We start from the raw sequence: 18,549 nt of genomic DNA, 5'->3' as shown, positions 1-18,549 counted from the left end.
AGATGCCCAACTCTCAATAGTCCCCGGCCTGGTCCAGTGCAGACATCGCAAACGCTGACAAATCCCCCTTTATTGTTCATGGAAAACTTCATCGTTCGCTATTGGCTGGTGCTGGGCTATCTGGTGCTGCTGACCGGCCTGTTCTGGGTGGCCAATGGCAGTCTGTTCACCAAGCTTTACTACGGCCTGATTGCCGTACCCGCCTTGTTCGCCCTGATCGTTGCACCACATAACCTACGGCTAATCCTTCGCGAGCCCGTGGTGCTGGTCTTCCTGGTCTTCTCCGCCTGGTTGCTGTTCAGCCTCTCCTGGACCCAGGCAGATGACGGCCTGGGCGGGCTGGCCAAACGTCCTCTGTACGTGTTCATGATGTTCGCCGCCTGCACACTGATTGCCTGCAAGGACGAGCAGTTGCTGCTCAAGGCCCTGCGCATCGGCGCCATGCTCGCCGCCCTCGCCGCCCTGATCAACCTGTACTTCTACTTCACAAGCCCGGCAGCCGGGGAACGCCTGATCGGCACCGGTGCACTGCGCAATCCGCTGCTGACCTCTCATGTGCTGGGCTTTTTCTGCACGTACTGGATCGCCGCCTGGCTGACCCGCAGCGAACGCCACGACTGGCTGCCAATAATGCTCGCCCTGCCCCTGCTGGCAGCCCTGCTGGCCACCGGCTCGCGCACGCCGCTGCTGGCCCTGGTCCTCACTAGCCTGTGGATGCTGCCGATGATCGGGCGCCGAGCACTCTACCTGATCGCGACGCTGGCGCTGGCCGCCGGCATCTGCATGGTTATGGCTCCCGATCTATTGCTGCAACGCGGTCTGTCCTTCCGCCCGCAACTCTGGAACGAAGCCATTCGTCAGGCCAGCGAGCAGCTGTGGATCGGCCATGGATACGACAGCCAGTTCGCATTCAACATCAAGGGACTCGGTGTGACATTGAATGACCCGCACAATGTCGAACTGGCCGTCCTGCTCGAACTCGGCCTGGTAGGCCTGAGCCTGTGGCTGCTGATGTATGGCGTGACCCTGCTGCGCTGCCTGCAGCAGCGCCATGCAGGCAATTTCCAACTGGCGTCTGCCTTGATCGTCTACGGCTTGGCGGCAGGCCTCAGCGAAGGCAGCAACTTCTTATCCAGACCCAACGAAAATTGGTTCCTGATCTGGATCCCCCTGTCCCTGGTCGCCGCGCTCTCCATCAGCCAGCGCCTGCAGAGCAAGCCATGAAGATCCTCAGCGCAATGGAACTCGAGGCCCTGCTGCAGGGCGCCAAAGTCATCGAAGAAGACGGCTATGGCCTCAAGGTGGCGCGCCTTGTCGGTGGAGACTTTCTCAAGCTCTACCGGCGCAAGCGGCTGTTGTCCTCTGCGCTGTGGTCTGCCCCGGCACAACGTTTTGCCGAAAATGCCGCGCGCCTCAAGCAACTCGGCATCATCGCCCCCAACATCGTTGACACCCTGCTGATTCCGCAACACAAACTCAACGGAGTGCGCTATCAGCCGCTCCCTGGGCAAACCCTGCGCGATCACTGGCGCGCCCTCGGGTCGCATGCTCGCGACGGAGAAATTGAGCGTTTCGGCTCGTTCCTCGGCAAACTGCATCAACTTGGTGTGTACTTCCGCTCGCTGCACCTGGGCAATGTGCTGTACATGCCGAACCACAGATTTGGCCTGATTGATCTCTCCGACATGACGATCACCGGCAAACCGCTCGGACGCTGGAAGCGCAAACGCAACCTGCAGCATATGCTGCGTTACACAGAAGACAGCGCTTGGCTGGCACAGGAGCACCATATAGCCCTGCTGCGCGGCTACAGCCAGCAGTGTGGAAACAAGAGTGCGGAACGCCTCGCCAAGGATCTGCATAACCTGCGCCCCGGTGGAGACAGGCTATGAACAGGCTACTGGAGCGCCTGCAGCGGCTGCTTGGACGCAAACCGGCAAAACTGCCGAAACTGCTCAGGGCCCAGGCGAAATTCCGCCAGCGCTACCCCCAGTACAGCATTGGCACCGGCACCTACGGGATGCCGCAGGTACACGACTGGAACGAAGGCGCGACGCTGAAGATCGGCGCTTACAGCTCGCTAGCCGGCAATGTACAGATCTACCTGGGCGGGCATCACCGCACCGACTGGGTCAGCTGCTTTCCATTCCCGGCGTTTATCGAGGAGGCTGTGCACATCGTGGACTACGGCGGTACACGTGGCGACGTCGTCATCGGCAGTGATGTCTGGATCTGCTCAAACAGCATAATCCTGTCTGGCGTCACTATTGGCCATGGTGCAGTCATCGCCAACGGTAGTGTGGTCACTCGCGATGTAGCGCCTTACGCCGTAATCGCCGGCAACCCCGCACAACAGGTGCGCTGGCGCTTTGCGGAAGAGCAACGCCTGGCGCTGCTCGAAACGACCTGGTGGGACTGGCCGGAAGCAGAAGTGCGGGGCATTGCACATCTGCTCTGCTCACAGGACATCTCTGCCTTTCTCGATTACGCGCGCCGGCGTTCAGCGCAATAGCCAACGCCAGAGAGCACGCAGCGTCTTGCGATTCCAGAATCGCCAAGGCAACCGCCCCAGCAACTCGCGGGCAAGCTCTTTATCGTTACGCGCACACTTGAGCAGCATGGAGTTGATAAAGCGTGCACAGACTTCGGGATAAGCCGGGTCGTCGCTGAATTGCGCATAGGTCTTCAACACGTTATCGATCATGAATCGATAGTTCTTATAGGTGTTATGCCCATGCGTACGATATTGGGCCAATACCGTATCCAGCACATCGATAACATAGCCCGCGCGGGTGATCTTCAGCTTGATCAGCAAGTCTTCCAGCCTGATCTCCGGATCGAAGCCCCCCACGGCCTCCAGCGCTTCCCGGCGAAACAGCATGGTGGGCGCCGGAGCACCGGGCTGGCGCCCGAGGAAGATATCGTTGAAGCCCAGGCGTCGGGCCGACTTCATGCGCTGCTTGGGAAGCGGCCGACCGGTTTCGTCGATTTTCTCGATATTGCCGCCACAGATACCCACTTCCGGCTTGTCACGCAGATGCGCAACCTGTACTGCCAGACGCTCGGGACACATGACGTCATCGGATCCGAAGGGGGCGATCAGACTGCCGGAAGCCCGGGCAATGGCGCCATTCAAGGTGCGCGACAGGCCCTGGTTGGCCTGCACCCGAAAATCGAAGCCGTGTATCGCCTGCAGGCGCTGAATGCGCTCGACACTGTCGTCCTGCGAACCATCATCGATGACCAATAGCTCAACACGTGGGTACGATTGCGTCAGCACGCTGTTAATACTTTGCTCGACGTATTTGCCGTGGTTGTAGGACGAAATAATCACCGTCACCAGCGGCAGCTCGGCGTCCTGAATATCACTCATAAAGATGTTCGCTCCGCGGCTAGTGATTGTTCGATCAAGCGCAGGTACTGCCGGCGAAAATCCTCGATTGCATGCGCACCACGCAGGTAGCGGTAGGCCCGCTCGCCTTCGGCAAGGCGTTGCTCGACATCCAGCTTCAGCACCGCGCCCAACTGCGTGGCCAGGGCCGCGGCATCACCGACCGGAAATATCCGCCCACCGCAATCCTCGAGTATCGACCGCAAACTGGGGATATCCGACCCAATCACCGGCAAATGGCCGCTCATGCCCTCGAGCAAGGCCAGCGGCAGCCCCTCGCTCAGCGACGGCATGACGAATGCGTCGAAGGCGCGGACGTACTGCAGGGCATCCTCACGGGCACCCAGCAGGTGCGCTTTGCCTTCCAGGCCAAAGCGGACGATTGCGGCTTCGAGTTCTGCGCGCATGCGCCCTTCGCCGATGATCGCCAGCTGGGCCTGCGGGTAAATGGACTGTACCTGAGCGAAGGCCTCGATCAGGTGGATATGCCCCTTCACCGGCACCAGCCGGCCAATGGCGCCGAAGATGAAGGGCTCCTGCGCCAGCCCCAGCAAGCTGCGCGCCTGCTCGCGCGGATGTTGCAGGCGTTCGGCACGGTCGATATCGATGGCATTGTTGATCTGCACGGTATTGCTGGCATCGAAACCCGCCCCGCAGCCCACCAGGTAATCGCGGACCGCCCGTGACACACCGACCACCCGCCAATTGGCAGTCAACAGCCGACGTGCTTCCCAGCGCCGGTAGCCGCGATCGAAATCACCGATACCGTGCTGCACACCAATACAGGCCGGAATGCGCAGCCACAGGTTGAGCAACATCAGCATATTCATCGGTTTGAAGCGATGGGCGATCACCACGTCGTAACGCTGTTCGCGACACAGTCGAAACAGGCGCCACAACGCCCGCAGGCGCAGACCCTTGAGGTCCGCCTGGCTGAAGCCGAAATAGATCGAGCGTGCCGCCCGGCTCTCCGGCTCCCCCGGACCGGGCCGCCCCCGCAGGAACGCCGTGGTCACCTCGAAATGTTCGGCGGGCAAGCCCTGGATGACCTGCTCGGCCAAATCGGAGGCATTGACGTTGTAACGGTTCTGCAACTGCAAAACCTTGATCTTGCGCTTCATGCTCTCAGCCCCAACCACAGGCGCACGGCCTTGCGTGCATAGGAACCCTTGAACAGTACCCGCCAATCCGCCTTCACCGCCGCAGTGAAGTAAGACTTGGCCGCCGCCACATCGCCGGCCAGGTAGGCGCTGCGGAACAACGACAGGCAGCGCTGTACATAGAACTCGGGTTTGAGCGCCTGGAACTGAACGCCCAGCCGTTGCGGGGCGAACACTTCGTCGACCAGCGCCAGGCCACCGGCCTTGGCATGGCTGAACTGGTGACGCAGGCTGTCGTCATGCTTGTGGATCAGCGCCAGTGGCTGCTCCAGCAGGGTGCAGGGGTAATTGGCCAGGGCCTGGGCAAATACCGGAATATCCTCGGCGCTGCGGAACGCCTCGGGATAGTCACCACGCGCGAACACCTCGCGGTGCATGGCACAGGCGCCATTGGACAGGGTCAGGCGCTTATCCAACAGATAGGCACGCAAGCGCTCAAGGGGCGACTCGGAAAGAGTCCCCGGCTGGTGCTCGCGACGCTTGCCCTCTGGCGAGACACTGATATGTCCGCCGATAACCATACGCGTCGACGGCTGCTGGGTAATGTGCTCTTGCAATAGCACCAACGCTCCGGGCGCCATCTCGTCATCGGCATCAAGAAACACCAGGTAATCCCCTTGCGCCTCGCGGATCCCTCTGTTGCGCACGGACGCCAGCCCGCCATTTGCCTTGTTCACGACCCGAAACTGCTGCGGATGACGCTGCAGCAAATCTTCCAGAACGGCAGGCGTAGCGTCGGTCGAGCCGTCATTAATCACAATCAGCTCGCACTGGCTATCAAGTTGCGCAAGGACAGAGTCCACTGCACGCGCCAAGATGGGTGCGTAGTTGTAGGCGGGGATTACCACACTGATCAGCGGCTTAGCCAACATTGTCATACCAATCCATGCCGTCCTTCACCACCAGGATATCTTCCATGATCAGGTACTGCAGATCCGAGCCGTAGAACATGTTCAGCGCGTCGGTGGGCGAGCAGATCATCGGTTCGCCGCGGCGATTGAGCGAGGTGTTCAGCGACACGCCGTTGCCGGTGAGTTTTTCCAGCTCGAGCATCATGTCGTAGTAGCGCGGGTTGTATTCGCGCTTGAGCACCTGGGCGCGCGAGGTGCCGTCTTCGTGGACCACTTCGCCGACACGGGTCTTCCACTCTTCGTTGACTTCGAAGGTGAAGGTCATGAACGGGCTCGGGTGATCGACCTTGAGCATCTGCGGGCCGACGGTGTCGAGCATCGACGGGCAGAAGGGGCGCCAGCGCTCGCGGAACTTGATCTGCTCGTTGATCCGGTTGGCCACCCCGGGAATGCTCGGACAACCAACGATCGAGCGGCCGCCGAGGGCGCGCGGACCGAACTCCATGCGCCCCTGGAACCAGGCCACCGGGTTGCCCGCGACCATGATCTCGGCGATGCGCTGCGGCATGTTGTCGATCTGCTTGAACGCAGGCTTGCTCGGGTGTTTGGCGCAGGCGGCGATCACGTCTTCGTTGGAGAAGGACGGGCCGAGGTAGACATGCTCCATCTTCTCCACCGGCACGCCGCGGGCATGTGACACATAGGCCGCCGCGCCGACCGCGGTGCCAGCGTCGCCGGAGGCCGGCTGGACGAACAGCTCCTTGACCTCGTCGCGGGCGATGATTTTCTGGTTCAGCTTGACGTTGAGCGCGCAGCCGCCGGCGAAGGCGATCTTGCCGGTTTCCTTGATGATGTCGCCGAGGTAGTGATCCATCATCTGCAGCGCCAGCTTCTCGAACAGCGCCTGCATGCTGGCGGCATAGTGGATGTAGGGGTCGTCGGCAATATCGCCGACCCGCTTGGGCCCCAGCCACTCGATCAGCTTGGGCGAGAAGTAGAAGCCCTTGCCCTTCTCTTTATAGCGGCGCAGGCCGATGACGTTGGCGTACTCGGTGTTGATGATCAGTTCGCCGTTCTCGAACTTGGCCAGGCGCGAGAAATCGTATTTGCTGGCGTCGCCGTAGGGCGCCATGCCCATGACCTTGAACTCGCCGTCGAGCATCTCGAAGCCGAGGAATTCGGTGATCGCGCCGTACAGGCCGCCGAGCGAATCCGGGTCGAAGAATTCCTTGATCTTGTGGATCTTGCCGTTCTCGCCGTAGCCGAAGAAGGTGGTGGCGTACTCACCCTTGCCGTCGATACCGAGGATCGCGGTCTTCTCCTTGAAACCGGAGCAGTGGTAGGCGCTGGCGGCGTGGGCCAGGTGGTGCTCGACCGGCTCGATCTTGATCTTCTTCGGGTCGAAGCCGAGTTGCTCCAGGCACCAGACGATCTTGTTGCGGTAGCGCTTGTAGCGGCGGTTGCCCATCAGGATCGCATCCAGGGCACGATCCGGGGCGTACCAGTAGCGCTTGGCGTACTTCCAGCGCGCCTCGCCGAACAGGCTGATGGGGGCGAAGGGAATCGCCACCACGTCGACGTCGCTCGGCTTGATCCCGGCCTGTTCCAGGCAGAACTTGGCCGACTCGTAGGGCATGCGGTTCTTCGCGTGCTTGTCGCGCACGAAGCGCTCTTCCTCGGCGGCCGCGATCAACTTGCCGTCGATATACAGGGCGGCGGAAGGATCGTGACTGAGAGCGCCGGACAGGCCAAGAATCGTCAGTGCCACAGGTGAAAACCTCTATTCAGGGCAGGTGCCGGGCACCTGCGGTAAACGTTCGTCGAGCAGCCTGAACAGCCTTGAGTCGGCCGGCCAGTTGCGCAGAAAGCGGGCGCGGTCGCGGGCATAGGCCCGGGCGAAACTGTGCCCACTCAGGTGTTGCTGCATGGCATCCAGATCGATCAGAACCCAGCGACCGTCCTGCCGCCCTTCATCCCAAAGAAGATTGCTGCCCTTAAGGTCGCCATGGCTGATGCGCTCGCGCAGTAGGGCCGCGAACAGCAGATCCAGGGCCTGGAGCTCGGCCTCGGGCGGCGCAGCGGCCCCCCCCGGCGCGTCCAGGCAGGGTTTGAAGCGCGCGATTATATCCTCACCGGCCGCGTATTCGGTAACCAGATAGGCCCGCCGCCGCAGCCACAGGGTGCGCAGCTCCAGCAGAGCCAGGGGTTTGGGCGTGGCGATACCGAGAAAATCCAGGCGATTGCCCTCCACCCAGCTGTGCCAGGCGCGGCTGGGTCGCCAGAAACGCTTGAGCCAATGGGCGAAACCCTTGATGTTGTAGCGCTTGACCACCAGCTGGCGGCCAGCCTGCTCGACCAGCGCCACCGTGGAGGTGCCACCGAGCTTGAGCGCTTGACCGGCGGCGATGGCCGCATCCGGATCGGCCAGCAATGGCGCCAAGCGGCTCTCATCCTGGCGCCGCACCACCCGCAGGAACGACGCACTGCGGCGCGCGCTGAACAGGCTGCAGTCGCGGCCGATCTTGCGCAGGTAGTCGCGCAGGCGCCAGCGGCGAACCTTGCCGACCTCCTTGAGCAACGCCTCCACCGGCAGGGCATGCTCGCCGTTGGCCAGCAGGTAATGCACCAGCAACTCTTCGATAAACGACTCCAGCTCGACCGGCAGCTGGGCGAAGAATACCCCGAGGTTTTCCAGCACCTTGTCCCGCGACAGCGGCTGGCCGGGTGTTTCGCCGCGCACGCCACCGCCATCGATCACATACAGTTGGCCGTCATGCCGCAACAGGTTGTCCAGGTGCAGGTCGGCTTGCCACAGGCCCTGACCGTGCAGCCGGGCCACCAATGCCAGGGCCTCGGCGAGCACAGCCTGCTGGGCATCCGACAGCAGCGGCTGCCCCTCGACCGCACGCCAGGCATCCCCCAGGCTTTGCGCGTTATCGAGGTACTCGAACAGCAGCCAGCCACCCTCGCCTTCGCGCAGGCCATCGGCCAGCAGCAGCGGCGTGGGCAGGCCCTGCCCGGCGAGAAGGCGGGCGCCGTGCAGTTCGCGCTGGAAGGCGCGTGCCGCCTTGCCGCCGACCAGCAGCTTGGCCAGCACCTTGCGCCCACGCCACTCGGCCACGCCGACATAGCGCTGACCGGGCAGCACACGCAGCAGCTGTGCCAGCACCAGGGTGGCCGAGCCGGCAGCGTCCGCCAGCTCGATGCGCAGCGGCAACTGCGGGTTGCGTCCGCCCCGCCGCAGTTCGGCGAGGGTCAAGGGCGTACGTTGCTGTTCCATCGGTTTCATCGGCGCGCCTCCTTATCCCGCCGGCGGTTGCCGAGGCGTTGCCACCAGTGTTCGACATCGGCGTCCGCGCCCAGATAGGCGGCCAACAACTGGCGCACTTCGCTCTCGCTCCAGAGGCTGGCGCGGCGCAGCAGCGGCTCCAGGTCCTTGACCCGGTCACGCTCGCCGAACAGCAGCGGTCGGGTCTTTTCCAGGTCGATCAATTGCGCGCTGAACGCGTCGGCGTGTCGCTTGAGAAAAATATGCTTGGGGTAGAAGCAGCCATGCATCTGCCCGGCGTCGTGCAGACGCCGCGCCAGGGCGCCGCAACTGCGCAGAATGCTCGCCCGCTCGCGCTCGGCGCGCTGCTGCCAGCCCTCCAGCAGCGCCTCCAGATCCTGCCAGCCATCGAGGGCGCGGGTCAGCAGAATCGCCCGGCGTTCGCCGGCGACCCGCCGCTCGGCAAAAAACGCCGCCTGCAGCGCCGGGATCCCCAGGCGCTGGTAGCGCTGGATATTGCGAAACTCGCGGGCAAAGGTCGGCTCGCCCAGTGGACAGCTCAGCCGACGGGTCAGGTGATTGCTCTGGCGCTTGAGGTAGAACGCGGCCTCGCCCAGGTCCAGGCGATAGACACTGCTCCAGCCGCCGCGCTCGGTGTTCGGTTCGTCCACCGCCTCCAGCCTGAGCGCCCAGAGCGCGTCATAGCTGGCCAGGCCGTGGCGCTCGAGCAGCGCACGATCCTGCTCGGCAATAAAATCCTTCATTCGCGGCCCTCGAAATAGCGGACGATCTGCCGCACACGGCGCTTGTCCGCCGCATTCAGGCGCTGCCGCCCGCGGTACTGCAGATAGAAACGCAGGCGCTGGGTGCGCGACAATTTGTACTTGGCCACTTTGTCCAGGCAGGCCAGGTCCTTGACGATGCGATAGCGCAACAACGGCCCCCACCAGAAGGCGCCGGTCGGGCAGTCGATGAGAAACAGCTCGGCCTGATCGTTGACCAGCAAGTTGCGCCACTTCAGGTCGTTATGGGTGAAGTGATGGTCATGCAGGGTTCGGGTCGCCGCGGCCAGCTGCTGACTGACCCGCATAACCCAGGTGCGGTCGCGCAGGCAGGCCGCATCGCGTTGCGCCAACTGCGCCAGGTCCTCGGTGGCGACCAGCTCGCGGGTAATCAGCGCGCCGCGAACGAAGGCGCCGGCCTTGCGCTCCAGCCCGTAGGCGACGATGGGCGCCGTGGCGATGCCCCACTTGGCAAAATACTTGAGGTTCTGCCACTCGGCCTTGACCCGCGGCCGCCCGATAAAGCGGCGCAAGCCCTTGCCTGCGCCGTGATAGCGCTTGACGTAGTAGCGCACGCCCTCGTACTCGACGCGCAACACCTCGGACAGCGGGTCGCGGGTGATGCACTCGCCTTGCAGGGCGAACACCGCATCCAGATCGGCAAAGGCCGCCGCCACCCGCGACGACGCCTGCTCGCTCAGCCGCCACTCACTCATGACCGGCACCCGGGGCATATTTGCGCGCATAGCGGGCCAGCAGCTTGTCCGCCTTGCGTTGCAACCAGGCCAGCGACTGCGCCTCGTCGTGCAGGATCTGCCGCAGCGACTGCTGGCCCTTCAACTCGGCAAAATAACTGCGCAGAAAGCGCAGCTTGTCGCGCCGGGTCAGGCCGATATTCAGGGCCGAGAAGTACAGGCCCGCCAGGTCCTTGTTGCGCCAGCGCAGCGGCAAGCTGGCGTGGATCTGCGCGCGGTGCAGGTCGATCAGCGACAGGCGCAAATCGCTCGCGCTGACCGGCTTGTCGGTGTGCAGCAGGAAGTGGCAGATATAGCAGTCGCGATGATTGACCCCGGCGCGGTGCATACGGCCGGTCATCTGCGCCACTTCGGCGATCAGCGCGCGCTTGAGCGCAGGCGCGGGTGGGTTCTGCGGCCAGTCGAGGCTGAAGTCTTCCAGGCTGACGGTGGGCGCCAGCTCCTCGGTGACGATGAAGGAATGCTGCTGCGCCGGATTGCTGCCGCGTTCGCCATAGGCCACCGCAGTCATGGTCGCCACGCCGACTTCCTGCAAGCGCTGGATCGCCCGCCACTCCTGACCCGCACCGAGCACCGGCCACTTGACGGTCAGCAGGTTCTTGGCGATCTCGCGCCAGCCGATGCCGCGATGGATCTTGACGAAATAGCCGCGCCCGGCCACTTCGGTGCGCAGGGTGCGGCGGCCCTCCAGCTCGCGGTAGACCTGGCCCTGCAAGGCCTCCACTTCGGCAAAGGGGTCCTTGCCGGCCCACAGACTTTTAAAGGGTTCGGCGAGGATCAGGCGCATGTTTGCCACCCTTGCTGGCGGGTGCCTACATCCGTAGGGTGCGCCATGCGCACCAGTGAAGCGGCGATGCCAGCCTTGTGGTGCGCACAGCGCACCCTACACAAGAAGTTCATGGGCGCTCCGCCAGGATCACATCGGCCGCCTTCTGCGGCATGGAATAGAGGTCGGCACAGTCGGCATAGGCCAGGCCGTTACGCCCCCAGAAGGCACGGCGCTGATCGTCGGCCAGCATGTCGGCCAGGGTGTGATTGAGCCGCTCCTGTTCGAAGGGACTCGGCAGCACCCGCCCGGCATCCGCATCGCGGATGTAATGGGCATAACCGCAGACATCGGTCACCAGTACCGGCAGGCCGGCGACCAGCGCCTCGAGCAGCACGGTGCCGGTGTTCTCGTTGTAGGCCGGATGGATCAGCAGGTCGGCGCCGAGCAGGAAACGCGGGATATCGCTGCGGCCCTTGAGGATCTGCACCTGTTCGGCAATCCCCAGCGCCTTGGCCTGCAGCTGAAAGCTACGCGGATCGTCCTGGCCGATGACGATCAGCCGGGTGCGCTGGCGCAGCTCGCGCGGCAGGGCGGCGACGGCTTTCAGGCTGCGATCCAGGCCCTTGGTCTTGAACCCGGAACCGATCTGCACCAGCAGCAGCTGGTCATCCGCCAGGCCGAATTCGCGGCGGAACTCGGCGCGAATCTCGCCGGCATTGGCCGGCGCGCGGCGGTCCTGGGCGATGCCCGGCGGCAGCAGGTGAAAGCGCTGCCGCGGGGTGTGGTAATGCTTGACGAACAGCGGCTGCTGCACCTCGGAGATCATCAGGATCTCGGTCTTGGCGTCCGGGGCGAACACCGCCCGCTCGTAGTCGGCGAAATGCTTGTAACGGCCCCACTTGCGGTAAATCGGGTTGCGCAGGGTCTGCGCCTTGTCCTCGAAACAACCGTCGGCGGCGTAATACACATCCAGCCCCGGCATCTTGTTGAAGCCGATCACCCGGTCGACTGGACGCCTGGCCAGGTCGGCCTCGACCCAGGCCGTGAGCTTCTCGTTGCGCTTGTGGTTGAACAGCGCCTTGACCGGCACCACCACCACCTCGAAACCCTCGGGCACCTCGCCTTCCCAGATCGGCGTATACACGCGAATGCCATGGCCGCGCTGCTGGCACTCCAGGGCGATGCGCAGGAAATCGCGCTGCAAGCCGCCGTAGGGAAAATACTTGTAGAGGATAAAAGCCAGTTGCATCAGGCGTGCCCTTCAATCGCGTAGCCCGGCTGCAACCCGGGGAAAATGCTCGGCACCCGCATCAGACGACGGCCTCGGCCAGCAGCAACGCCTGCAACTCGCCGACCACCCGCTCCGGCAACAGCGTCTCGAAGCAGGGCTTGTGGCGGTCGCCCGAACCGGCACCCGGGCCCGTGGCGCACAGGTGAACCTGGGAACGGCCATAGGCGCCCACCCGCCCCGGCAAGGTCGGCCCGTAGAGCGAGATGGTCGGCACATCCAGGGCCGCGGCCAGATGACCGAGGCCGGTATCGACCGCCACGCAGGCGCTGGCGCCGGCGATCGCCTTGGCCACGCCGGCCAGGTTCAACCTGGGCAGCAACGCGGCATTGTCCAGGCCGGCGACGATGCGCTCGGCGCGCGCCTTCTCCACCTCGTTGCCCCACGGCAGGCGCACCGCCCAGCCGAGCGCGCTCATGCGTTCGGCCAGTTCGCGCCAGCAGGCTTCCGGCCAATGCTTGCTCGGCCAGGTGGTACCGTGCAGGAACAGCAGATACGGCTGCTCCACCGCACCGGCCAGGCGCGCACGATTCAGGCCGTAGTCGCCGATGCCCGCCGGCAGCGGATAGCCCAGCGCCTGGGCGAACAACTGGCGCACCCGCTCCAGCGCATGCTGCTCGCGCGGCACGCTGTAGCGGCGGTCATAGAAGCGGCTGGCGATCGGCTCGCGCGCGGAGTCCGGCCCCAGACCAGCCACCGGCGCCTTGACGTAACGGGTCAGCCAGGCACTCTTCAGCAAACCCTGGGCATCGATCACCAGGTCGTAACGGGTTTCCCCCAGACGCGCCTTGAAGCGGCGCCACTCGCCATTTTTCAGGGTCTGCCAGAGGTGCTTGCGCCAACGCCGTAGCGCCACTGGAATCACCTGGGCCACGGCGGGGTGCCAGGCGGGAATCTCGGCGAAGCCCTCTTCCACCACCCAGTCGAACTGGATACCGGGAATCGCGTTGGCCGCGTCGGTAAGGGCCGGCAAGGTATGGATGACATCGCCGAGCGAGGACGTCTTGATCAACAGAACCCGCACTATTCGACCTCGACCGGCTCGATCGGATCGGCCACCAGGCGATCCAGCGCCTGCAGCACCGGCCGCGGTGCCAACTCGCGCAGGCAGTTGTAGTGGCCGTAGCGACAGGTGCGCTCGAAGCAGGGGCTGCACTCGATACCCAGGCGGACGATCTCCACCTGCTCGGCCAGCGGCGGGGTGAACTGCGGCGACGTCGAGCCGTAGATCGCCACCAGTGGGCGATTGAGCGCGGCGGCCACATGCATCAGGCCCGAGTCGTTGGAGACCACGGCGCCCGCGCAGGACAGCAGGTCGATGGCCTCGGCCAGGCTGGTTTCACCGGCCAGGTTGACCGCCTCTTCGCGCAGTCCGGGAATCAGCCGCAGGCGGATTTCTTCACCCACCGGATGATCGTTCTTCGAGCCGAACAGCCAGACCTGCCAGCCGGCGCGGACCTTCGCCTCGGCGACCTGGGCGTAATGCTCGCTCGGCCAGCGTTTGGCCTCGCCGAACTCGGCGCCGGGACAGAGCGCCAGCACCGGCCGGTCCAAGCTCAGGCCGAACTTGGCCAGCGCCGCCGCGCGACTGCCTGCGTCGATGTGCAGGGACGGCCGCGGATAAGGTTTCGGCAAATCGACGCCAGGTTCGAATGCCAGCGCCATGAAGCGTTCGATCATCAGCGGATAACGCTCTTTATCCAGCACGCGCACATCGTTGAGCAGGCCGTAGCGCATCTCGCCCTTCCAGCCGGTGCGCTTGGCGATCCCGGCGAAGAACGGCACCAGCGCCGACTTCAGCGAATTGGGCAGCAGGATGGCCTGGTCGTACTGGCCCGCCAGGGATTTGCCGAGCTTGCGCCGGGTCGCCAGTTGCAACACGCCATGGCCGAGCGGAAAGCTCAGGGCCTGGCGGACTTCGGGCATGCGCTCGAGAATCGGCCGGCTCCACTCGGGCGCCAGCACATCGATCTCGCAGTCGGGATGACGCTGCTTCAGGCACTGAAACAGCGTCTGCGCCATCACCATGTCACCGACCCAGCTGGGGCCTACGATCAGTATTTTCATGCTTATTCCAGAAACGACCGGGGAGGCTCACGCCTCCCGGACAGATTCAACACTCAACTATCCGCCTCAACAGGGCGATGGTTATCGCTGCGCTCAACCTGCGCGGCCCGACCTACGCGGCCCGACCCATCCGACGAAGCTTCCGGCTTGAGGGTTACTTCACCAGCGTGCGCCATTCGGCGTGGGCGCGGGTCTTGCCGGCCACCAGGTCGAAATAGGCTTTTTGCAGCTTCTCGGTCACCGGGCCACGGCGGCCGGCGCCGATCTGCCGATCATCGACTTCGCGGATCGGCGTGACTTCGGCGGCGGTGCCGGTGAAGAAGGCCTCGTCGGCGATGTACACCTCGTCGCGGGTGATGCGCTTCTCGATCACCTTGATGCCCAGCTCGTCGGCCAGGGTCAGGATGGTGTTGCGGGTGATGCCGTTGAGGCAGGAGGTCACTTCCGGGGTGTAGACCACGCCGTTCTTGACCAGGAAGATGTTCTCGCCCGAGCCTTCGGCCACATAGCCTTCGGTATCCAGCAGCATGGCCTCGTCGGCGCCGCCGGAGATGGCTTCCTGCAGGGCCAGCATCGAATTGATGTAGTTGCCGTTGGCCTTGGCCCGGGTCATCGAGATGTTGACGTGGTGGCGGGTGAAGGAGCTGGTGCGCACCTTGATGCCGATCTGCAGGGCTTCGTCGCCCATGTAGGCGCCCCAGTTCCAGGCGGCGACGATGACATGCACCTTCAAGCCGGTGGCGCGCAGGCCCATGGCTTCCGATCCGTAGAACACCATCGGGCGGATGTAGGCGCTTTCCAGGTTGTTCTCGCGCACCGCGGCGCGGGTCGCCTGGTTGATTTCGTCCTTGGAGAAGGGAATCTTCATGGCCATGATTTGGGCCGAGTCGAACAGCCGGTCGGTGTGCGCCTGCAGGCGGAAGATCGCCGTGCCGTCCGGGGTGTCGTAGGCGCGCACGCCCTCGAATACGCCCATGCCGTAATGCAGGGTGTGGGTCAGCACATGGGTGGTAGCGTCACGCCACGGCACCAGTTTGCCGTCATACCAAATCACGCCATCACGATCGGCCATCGACATAGTTGCCTGCTCCTCAAATTCGATTCGTACTTAGTCGCCGGGGCGCCGCGCGCCGGCCAGCCTACATGATTCAGTTCAGCCCCAGCTCCCGCCAGATGCGCAGCACGCTGCGTCTTTGCTCCTGGAACTGGTCGCCATGCACCACCCCGGGCTGCTTCTGCAATGCCTGGCGATGGGCCGCCGCACGGTAGGCCTTGTAGGCCTCCTGCAACAGGCCGGCATCCTCGGCGGCCAGCAAGCCAACGCGTTCCAGGCCTTCCAGGATGCGGATGTTATCGGTGAACTCCAACAGCTCGGGATAGTGTCGCGACCAAGCCAAGGCCGCGTATTGCACCATAAATTCAATATCGACGATACCACCGGCATCCTGCTTGAGGTCGAACCAGACCGCGGCCTCGAAGGCATTGGCCGCGGTGCCGGCAGCCGTGGCCCGGGTGCCGAGGTTGTCGCGCATCTTCGCGCGCATCTCGCTGACTTCGGCGCGCAGCCGGTCGAGATCACGCTCGCGGCCGAGCACCGCCGCGCGCACCGCCTCGAACGCCTTGCCGACCCGCGGGCAACCGACCAACACCCGGGCGCGCACCAGGGCCTGGTGCTCCCAGGTCCAGGCTTCGTGTTCCTGATAGCGCTGGAAGGCGCCCAACGAGCTGACCAGCAGACCCGACACGCCCGAAGGGCGCAGGCGCATGTCGACCTCGTAGAGCTGGCCGGAGTTGGTCTGGGTGGTCAGCAGGTGGATGATGCGCTGACCCAGACGATTGAAGAACTGCGCGCCGTCGATCGGCTTGGCGCCATTGGTCTCGGCCTGGGAATCGCCATCGTGGATGAACACCAGATCCAGATCCGAGCCATGACCCAGTTCGATGCCGCCGACCTTGCCGTAACCGACGATGATGAAGTCCGGGTCGCAGAGGCTGCCATCGGCACGCTGCGGCACCCCGTATTTGCTCACGGTATGCCGCCAGGCCAGGGCCAGCACCTGCTCGAGAATCGCCTCGGCCAGCCAGGTCAGGTAGTCGCTGACCTTCATCAGCGGCAGGCTGCCGGCGATCTCCGAGGCCGCCACGCGCAGGCGGTGCGCCAGCTTGAAGTGGCGCAGCGCCTCCATCTGCTGCTCGAGGTCATCCTCGGGAATGCGCATCAGCCGCTCACGCAGCTCGGCGGCCAGCTCCGGCGCCAGTGGTGGCTTGAACAGCCGCCCCTCGTTGAGCAATTCGTCGAGCAGTAAAGGGAAGCGGGTGATCTGCTCGGCAATCCACGGGCTGGCGGCACAGAGGTTCAACAGGCGCTGCAAGGCGCCGGGATTTTCCGTCAGCAGCACCAGGTAGGCCGAGCGCCGTGCCACCGCCTCGATCAGCGGCAGCACCCGCTCCAGAACCAGATCGGGGTTGTCATGCTCCACCGCCTGCGCCAGCAACCTGGGCATGAAGGCATCCAGGCGCTCACGGCCGAGACGCTGCATGGCCCGCACCTGATTGCCGCTGCGCAAGCCGGCCAGGCGCTGCCACGCGGACTGCGGATCGCTGAACCCGGCCTCGGCCAGCTGCCGGCAGGCGGCGGCCTCGTCCTGCACATCGCCCCACAGCGGCAGCCACTCACCGCCGACCACTTCATCGGCGGCGGTTTCGGTATCCTCATCCGGGTCGGCGATCACCTGGCGGAAATGCCAGTCGACCCGGCCGCGCCAGTGCATCAGTTGCTGGTGAAACGCCGGCCAGTCGTCGAAGCCGAGCATGAACGCCACCCGCACCCGATCCCGCTCGTCGTCGGGGAGCATCTGCGTCTGCCGGTCGCCGATCGCCTGCAGGGCATGTTCGGTGTAACGCAGGAACTCGTAGCCCTGGCGCAATTCGGCGACCACGGCGGCCGGCAGATAACCCTGCCCCTCGAGGGTTTTCAGCACCTGCAGCAGCGGCCGCTGCTGCAGGCTCAGGTCGCGCCCACCGTGAATCAACTGGAAGGCCTGGGCGATGAACTCCACCTCGCGAATGCCGCCGGCACCGAGCTTGATGTTCTCGGCCATGCCCTTGCGCCGCACCTCCTGCTGGATCAGCTGCTTCATGGTGCGCAGCGCTTCGATCGCGGAAAAGTCCAGGTAACGCCGATAGACGAAGGGCCGCAGCATCTCCAGCAACTGCGCGCCGGCCAGCGGGTCGCCGCCGACCACCCGCGCCTTGATCATCGCATAGCGCTCCCAGTCACGGCCCTGATCCTGGTAGTACTGCTCCAGCGCGTTGAAGCTGAACACCAGCGAACCCGAGGAGCCGTAGGGGCGCAGGCGCATGTCGGTACGAAAGACGAAGCCGTCGACGGTGATCGCATCCAGCGCCTTGATCAGGCGCTGGCCGAGACGAATGAAGAACTCCTGGTTGTCCAGCGGGCGCTTGACCCCTTCGGTCTCGCCGCCCTCCGGGTAGCCGAAGATCAGGTCGATGTCCGAAGACAGGTTCAGTTCAAAGGCGCCCAGCTTGCCCATGCCGAGCACGACCAGGTGCTGGGCCTGCCCACTACGCCGGCCGATGGGCGTGCCGAACTGCGTGCAATGCCGGGGATAGAGCCAGTGATAGGCCAGATCGATGCAGGCGTCGGCCAGCTCCGAAAGGTCGCGACAGGTTTCGATCAGGTCGGCCTGGCGACTGATGTCGCGCCAGATGATGCGCACCTGCTGACGATTGCGGAAACGCCGCAGGCGCCGGCCCAGTTCGTCTTCGTCGGCGCAATCGAGCAACGCGGCCGCCAGTTGCCCACGCAGCTCGCCGGCCTGCAGCGCGCGCTCCAACTCACCGCAGGCGGCCAACTCCAGGAGCATCTGCGGGTCGCGCCGGGCTTGCTCGACGACGAAATCGCTGGCCGCCGCCACGCGCCGCAGCACCTCGCGGCGCGCGCTCGGCCAGGCGGCAAAGTCGGCCGCGGCAGCCGCCGAGCACTCGGCGAAAGCCGCCTGCAGGGACTGTTCGGCACGCAGCGCCAGGGGAGCAAGAGTGGCAGGTAAAGAAGCCAACGCGGGCAGGCTCATGGTCTATCCTTTTTGGCGGACTGCAAGTGACACGCGCAAAGCCGGAAACCCTCTCGCTTGACGCGATGCGCGCAACAAACAGACAAATAAATTGTAGTTTTGCTACGAAAGATTGTATCCAAAG

At 64.4% G+C, this 18,549-nt stretch carries 16 protein-coding genes; 3 read left to right on the top strand and 13 right to left on the bottom strand.

Annotated features, from left to right (window positions below; translation table 11 throughout):
- Window positions 1–78: 78 nt before the first annotated feature.
- The 3 genes from G9C89_RS25080 to G9C89_RS00920 are packed head-to-tail and all read left to right on the top strand — an operon-like array spanning window position 79 to window position 2,512.
- Window positions 79–1,224, top strand: a complete 1,146-nt coding sequence (locus G9C89_RS25080) for an O-antigen ligase family protein (protein WP_256674082.1) — start codon at window positions 79–81, stop codon at window positions 1,222–1,224.
- Complete coding sequence (locus G9C89_RS25075) at window positions 1,221–1,892, top strand: lipopolysaccharide kinase InaA family protein (RefSeq protein ID WP_256674081.1); 672 nt, start codon at window positions 1,221–1,223, stop codon at window positions 1,890–1,892. Before G9C89_RS25080 ends, G9C89_RS25075 begins: the two co-directional genes overlap by 4 nt.
- On the top strand, window positions 1,889–2,512 hold the full coding sequence (locus tag G9C89_RS00920; protein WP_172143482.1) for a CatB-related O-acetyltransferase: 624 nt from the start codon (window positions 1,889–1,891) through the stop codon (window positions 2,510–2,512). The genes G9C89_RS25075 and G9C89_RS00920 overlap by 4 nt, the downstream gene beginning before the upstream one ends.
- On the opposite strand, the gene G9C89_RS00915 is transcribed toward G9C89_RS00920, so the two are convergent.
- The 13 genes from G9C89_RS00915 to glnE all read right to left on the bottom strand — a co-directional run bounded on the left by G9C89_RS00915 (window position 2,501) and on the right by glnE (window position 18,425).
- Window positions 2,501–3,373, bottom strand: coding sequence for a glycosyltransferase (locus G9C89_RS00915; RefSeq protein ID WP_172143481.1), 873 nt, complete (start codon window positions 3,371–3,373; stop codon window positions 2,501–2,503). The genes G9C89_RS00920 and G9C89_RS00915 overlap by 12 nt on opposite strands.
- Window positions 3,370–4,512: a glycosyltransferase gene (locus G9C89_RS00910; RefSeq protein ID WP_172143480.1), complete on the bottom strand. Its 1,143-nt coding sequence runs from the start codon at window positions 4,510–4,512 to the stop codon at window positions 3,370–3,372. Before G9C89_RS00910 ends, G9C89_RS00915 begins: the two co-directional genes overlap by 4 nt.
- On the bottom strand, window positions 4,509–5,429 hold the full coding sequence (locus G9C89_RS00905; RefSeq protein WP_172143479.1) for a glycosyltransferase family 2 protein: 921 nt from the start codon (window positions 5,427–5,429) through the stop codon (window positions 4,509–4,511). Before G9C89_RS00905 ends, G9C89_RS00910 begins: the two co-directional genes overlap by 4 nt.
- Window positions 5,413–7,170: a carbamoyltransferase family protein gene (locus G9C89_RS00900; protein WP_172143478.1), complete on the bottom strand. Its 1,758-nt coding sequence runs from the start codon at window positions 7,168–7,170 to the stop codon at window positions 5,413–5,415. The genes G9C89_RS00905 and G9C89_RS00900 overlap by 17 nt, the downstream gene beginning before the upstream one ends.
- Window positions 7,171–7,182: 12 nt before the next feature.
- Entirely contained in the window at window positions 7,183–8,661 is a 1,479-nt protein-coding gene (locus tag G9C89_RS00895) for a lipopolysaccharide kinase InaA family protein (protein WP_172144768.1), read from the bottom strand.
- Window positions 8,662–8,687: 26 nt separating this feature from the next.
- Window positions 8,688–9,434: a lipopolysaccharide kinase InaA family protein gene (locus G9C89_RS00890; protein WP_172143477.1), complete on the bottom strand. Its 747-nt coding sequence runs from the start codon at window positions 9,432–9,434 to the stop codon at window positions 8,688–8,690.
- The gene (locus G9C89_RS00885) at window positions 9,431–10,168 is read right to left on the bottom strand and encodes a lipopolysaccharide kinase InaA family protein (protein WP_172143476.1); all 738 of its coding nucleotides are present in this window, start codon (window positions 10,166–10,168) and stop codon (window positions 9,431–9,433) included. Before G9C89_RS00885 ends, G9C89_RS00890 begins: the two co-directional genes overlap by 4 nt.
- The gene (rfaP, locus tag G9C89_RS00880) at window positions 10,161–10,994 is read right to left on the bottom strand and encodes a lipopolysaccharide core heptose(I) kinase RfaP (RefSeq protein ID WP_172143475.1); all 834 of its coding nucleotides are present in this window, start codon (window positions 10,992–10,994) and stop codon (window positions 10,161–10,163) included. Before rfaP ends, G9C89_RS00885 begins: the two co-directional genes overlap by 8 nt.
- Before the next feature lie 109 nt (window positions 10,995–11,103).
- On the bottom strand, window positions 11,104–12,225 hold the full coding sequence (locus G9C89_RS00875; RefSeq protein ID WP_172143474.1) for a glycosyltransferase family 4 protein: 1,122 nt from the start codon (window positions 12,223–12,225) through the stop codon (window positions 11,104–11,106).
- Between the two features lie 61 nt (window positions 12,226–12,286).
- Window positions 12,287–13,288 (bottom strand): lipopolysaccharide heptosyltransferase I, encoded by a 1,002-nt coding sequence (waaC, locus tag G9C89_RS00870; protein ID WP_172143473.1) that lies wholly within the window; start codon window positions 13,286–13,288, stop codon window positions 12,287–12,289.
- Complete coding sequence (gene waaF / locus G9C89_RS00865) at window positions 13,288–14,331, bottom strand: lipopolysaccharide heptosyltransferase II (RefSeq protein ID WP_172143472.1); 1,044 nt, start codon at window positions 14,329–14,331, stop codon at window positions 13,288–13,290. Before waaF ends, waaC begins: the two co-directional genes overlap by 1 nt.
- Window positions 14,332–14,485: 154 nt before the next feature.
- Window positions 14,486–15,409, bottom strand: a complete 924-nt coding sequence (locus G9C89_RS00860) for a branched-chain amino acid transaminase (RefSeq protein WP_172143471.1) — start codon at window positions 15,407–15,409, stop codon at window positions 14,486–14,488.
- Window positions 15,410–15,479: 70 nt separating this feature from the next.
- Window positions 15,480–18,425 carry a bifunctional [glutamate--ammonia ligase]-adenylyl-L-tyrosine phosphorylase/[glutamate--ammonia-ligase] adenylyltransferase gene (gene glnE / locus G9C89_RS00855; protein ID WP_172143470.1) on the bottom strand — a complete coding sequence of 982 codons (2,946 nt, stop codon included), beginning with the start codon at window positions 18,423–18,425 and terminating at the stop codon, window positions 15,480–15,482.
- Window positions 18,426–18,549 lie beyond the last annotated feature (124 nt).

Origin of the sequence: Pseudomonas tumuqii (assembly GCF_013184545.1) — a bacterium.
GTDB lineage: Bacteria > Pseudomonadota > Gammaproteobacteria > Pseudomonadales > Pseudomonadaceae > Aquipseudomonas > Aquipseudomonas tumuqii.
The sequence above is the reverse complement of the archived record's forward strand: the minus strand, read 5'-3'. Positions and strand labels throughout refer to the sequence as shown.

Bases quoted from the DNA above. Each gene is read 5' to 3' on its own strand.
- G9C89_RS25080 (WP_256674082.1), top strand. From the start codon at position 79: ATGGAAAACTTCATCGTTCGCTATTGGCTGGTGCTGGGCTATCTGGTG.
- G9C89_RS25075 (WP_256674081.1), top strand. From the start codon at position 1,221: ATGAAGATCCTCAGCGCAATGGAACTCGAGGCCCTGCTGCAGGGCGCC.
- G9C89_RS00920 (WP_172143482.1), top strand. From the start codon at position 1,889: ATGAACAGGCTACTGGAGCGCCTGCAGCGGCTGCTTGGACGCAAACCG.
- G9C89_RS00915 (WP_172143481.1), bottom strand. From the start codon at position 3,373: ATGAGTGATATTCAGGACGCCGAGCTGCCGCTGGTGACGGTGATTATT.
- G9C89_RS00910 (WP_172143480.1), bottom strand. From the start codon at position 4,512: ATGAAGCGCAAGATCAAGGTTTTGCAGTTGCAGAACCGTTACAACGTC.
- G9C89_RS00905 (WP_172143479.1), bottom strand. From the start codon at position 5,429: ATGACAATGTTGGCTAAGCCGCTGATCAGTGTGGTAATCCCCGCCTAC.
- G9C89_RS00890 (WP_172143477.1), bottom strand. From the start codon at position 9,434: ATGAAGGATTTTATTGCCGAGCAGGATCGTGCGCTGCTCGAGCGCCAC.
- G9C89_RS00885 (WP_172143476.1), bottom strand. From the start codon at position 10,168: ATGAGTGAGTGGCGGCTGAGCGAGCAGGCGTCGTCGCGGGTGGCGGCG.
- rfaP (WP_172143475.1), bottom strand. From the start codon at position 10,994: ATGCGCCTGATCCTCGCCGAACCCTTTAAAAGTCTGTGGGCCGGCAAG.
- G9C89_RS00875 (WP_172143474.1), bottom strand. From the start codon at position 12,225: ATGCAACTGGCTTTTATCCTCTACAAGTATTTTCCCTACGGCGGCTTG.
- waaF (WP_172143472.1), bottom strand. From the start codon at position 14,331: ATGAAAATACTGATCGTAGGCCCCAGCTGGGTCGGTGACATGGTGATG.
- G9C89_RS00860 (WP_172143471.1), bottom strand. From the start codon at position 15,409: ATGTCGATGGCCGATCGTGATGGCGTGATTTGGTATGACGGCAAACTG.
- glnE (WP_172143470.1), bottom strand. From the start codon at position 18,425: ATGAGCCTGCCCGCGTTGGCTTCTTTACCTGCCACTCTTGCTCCCCTG.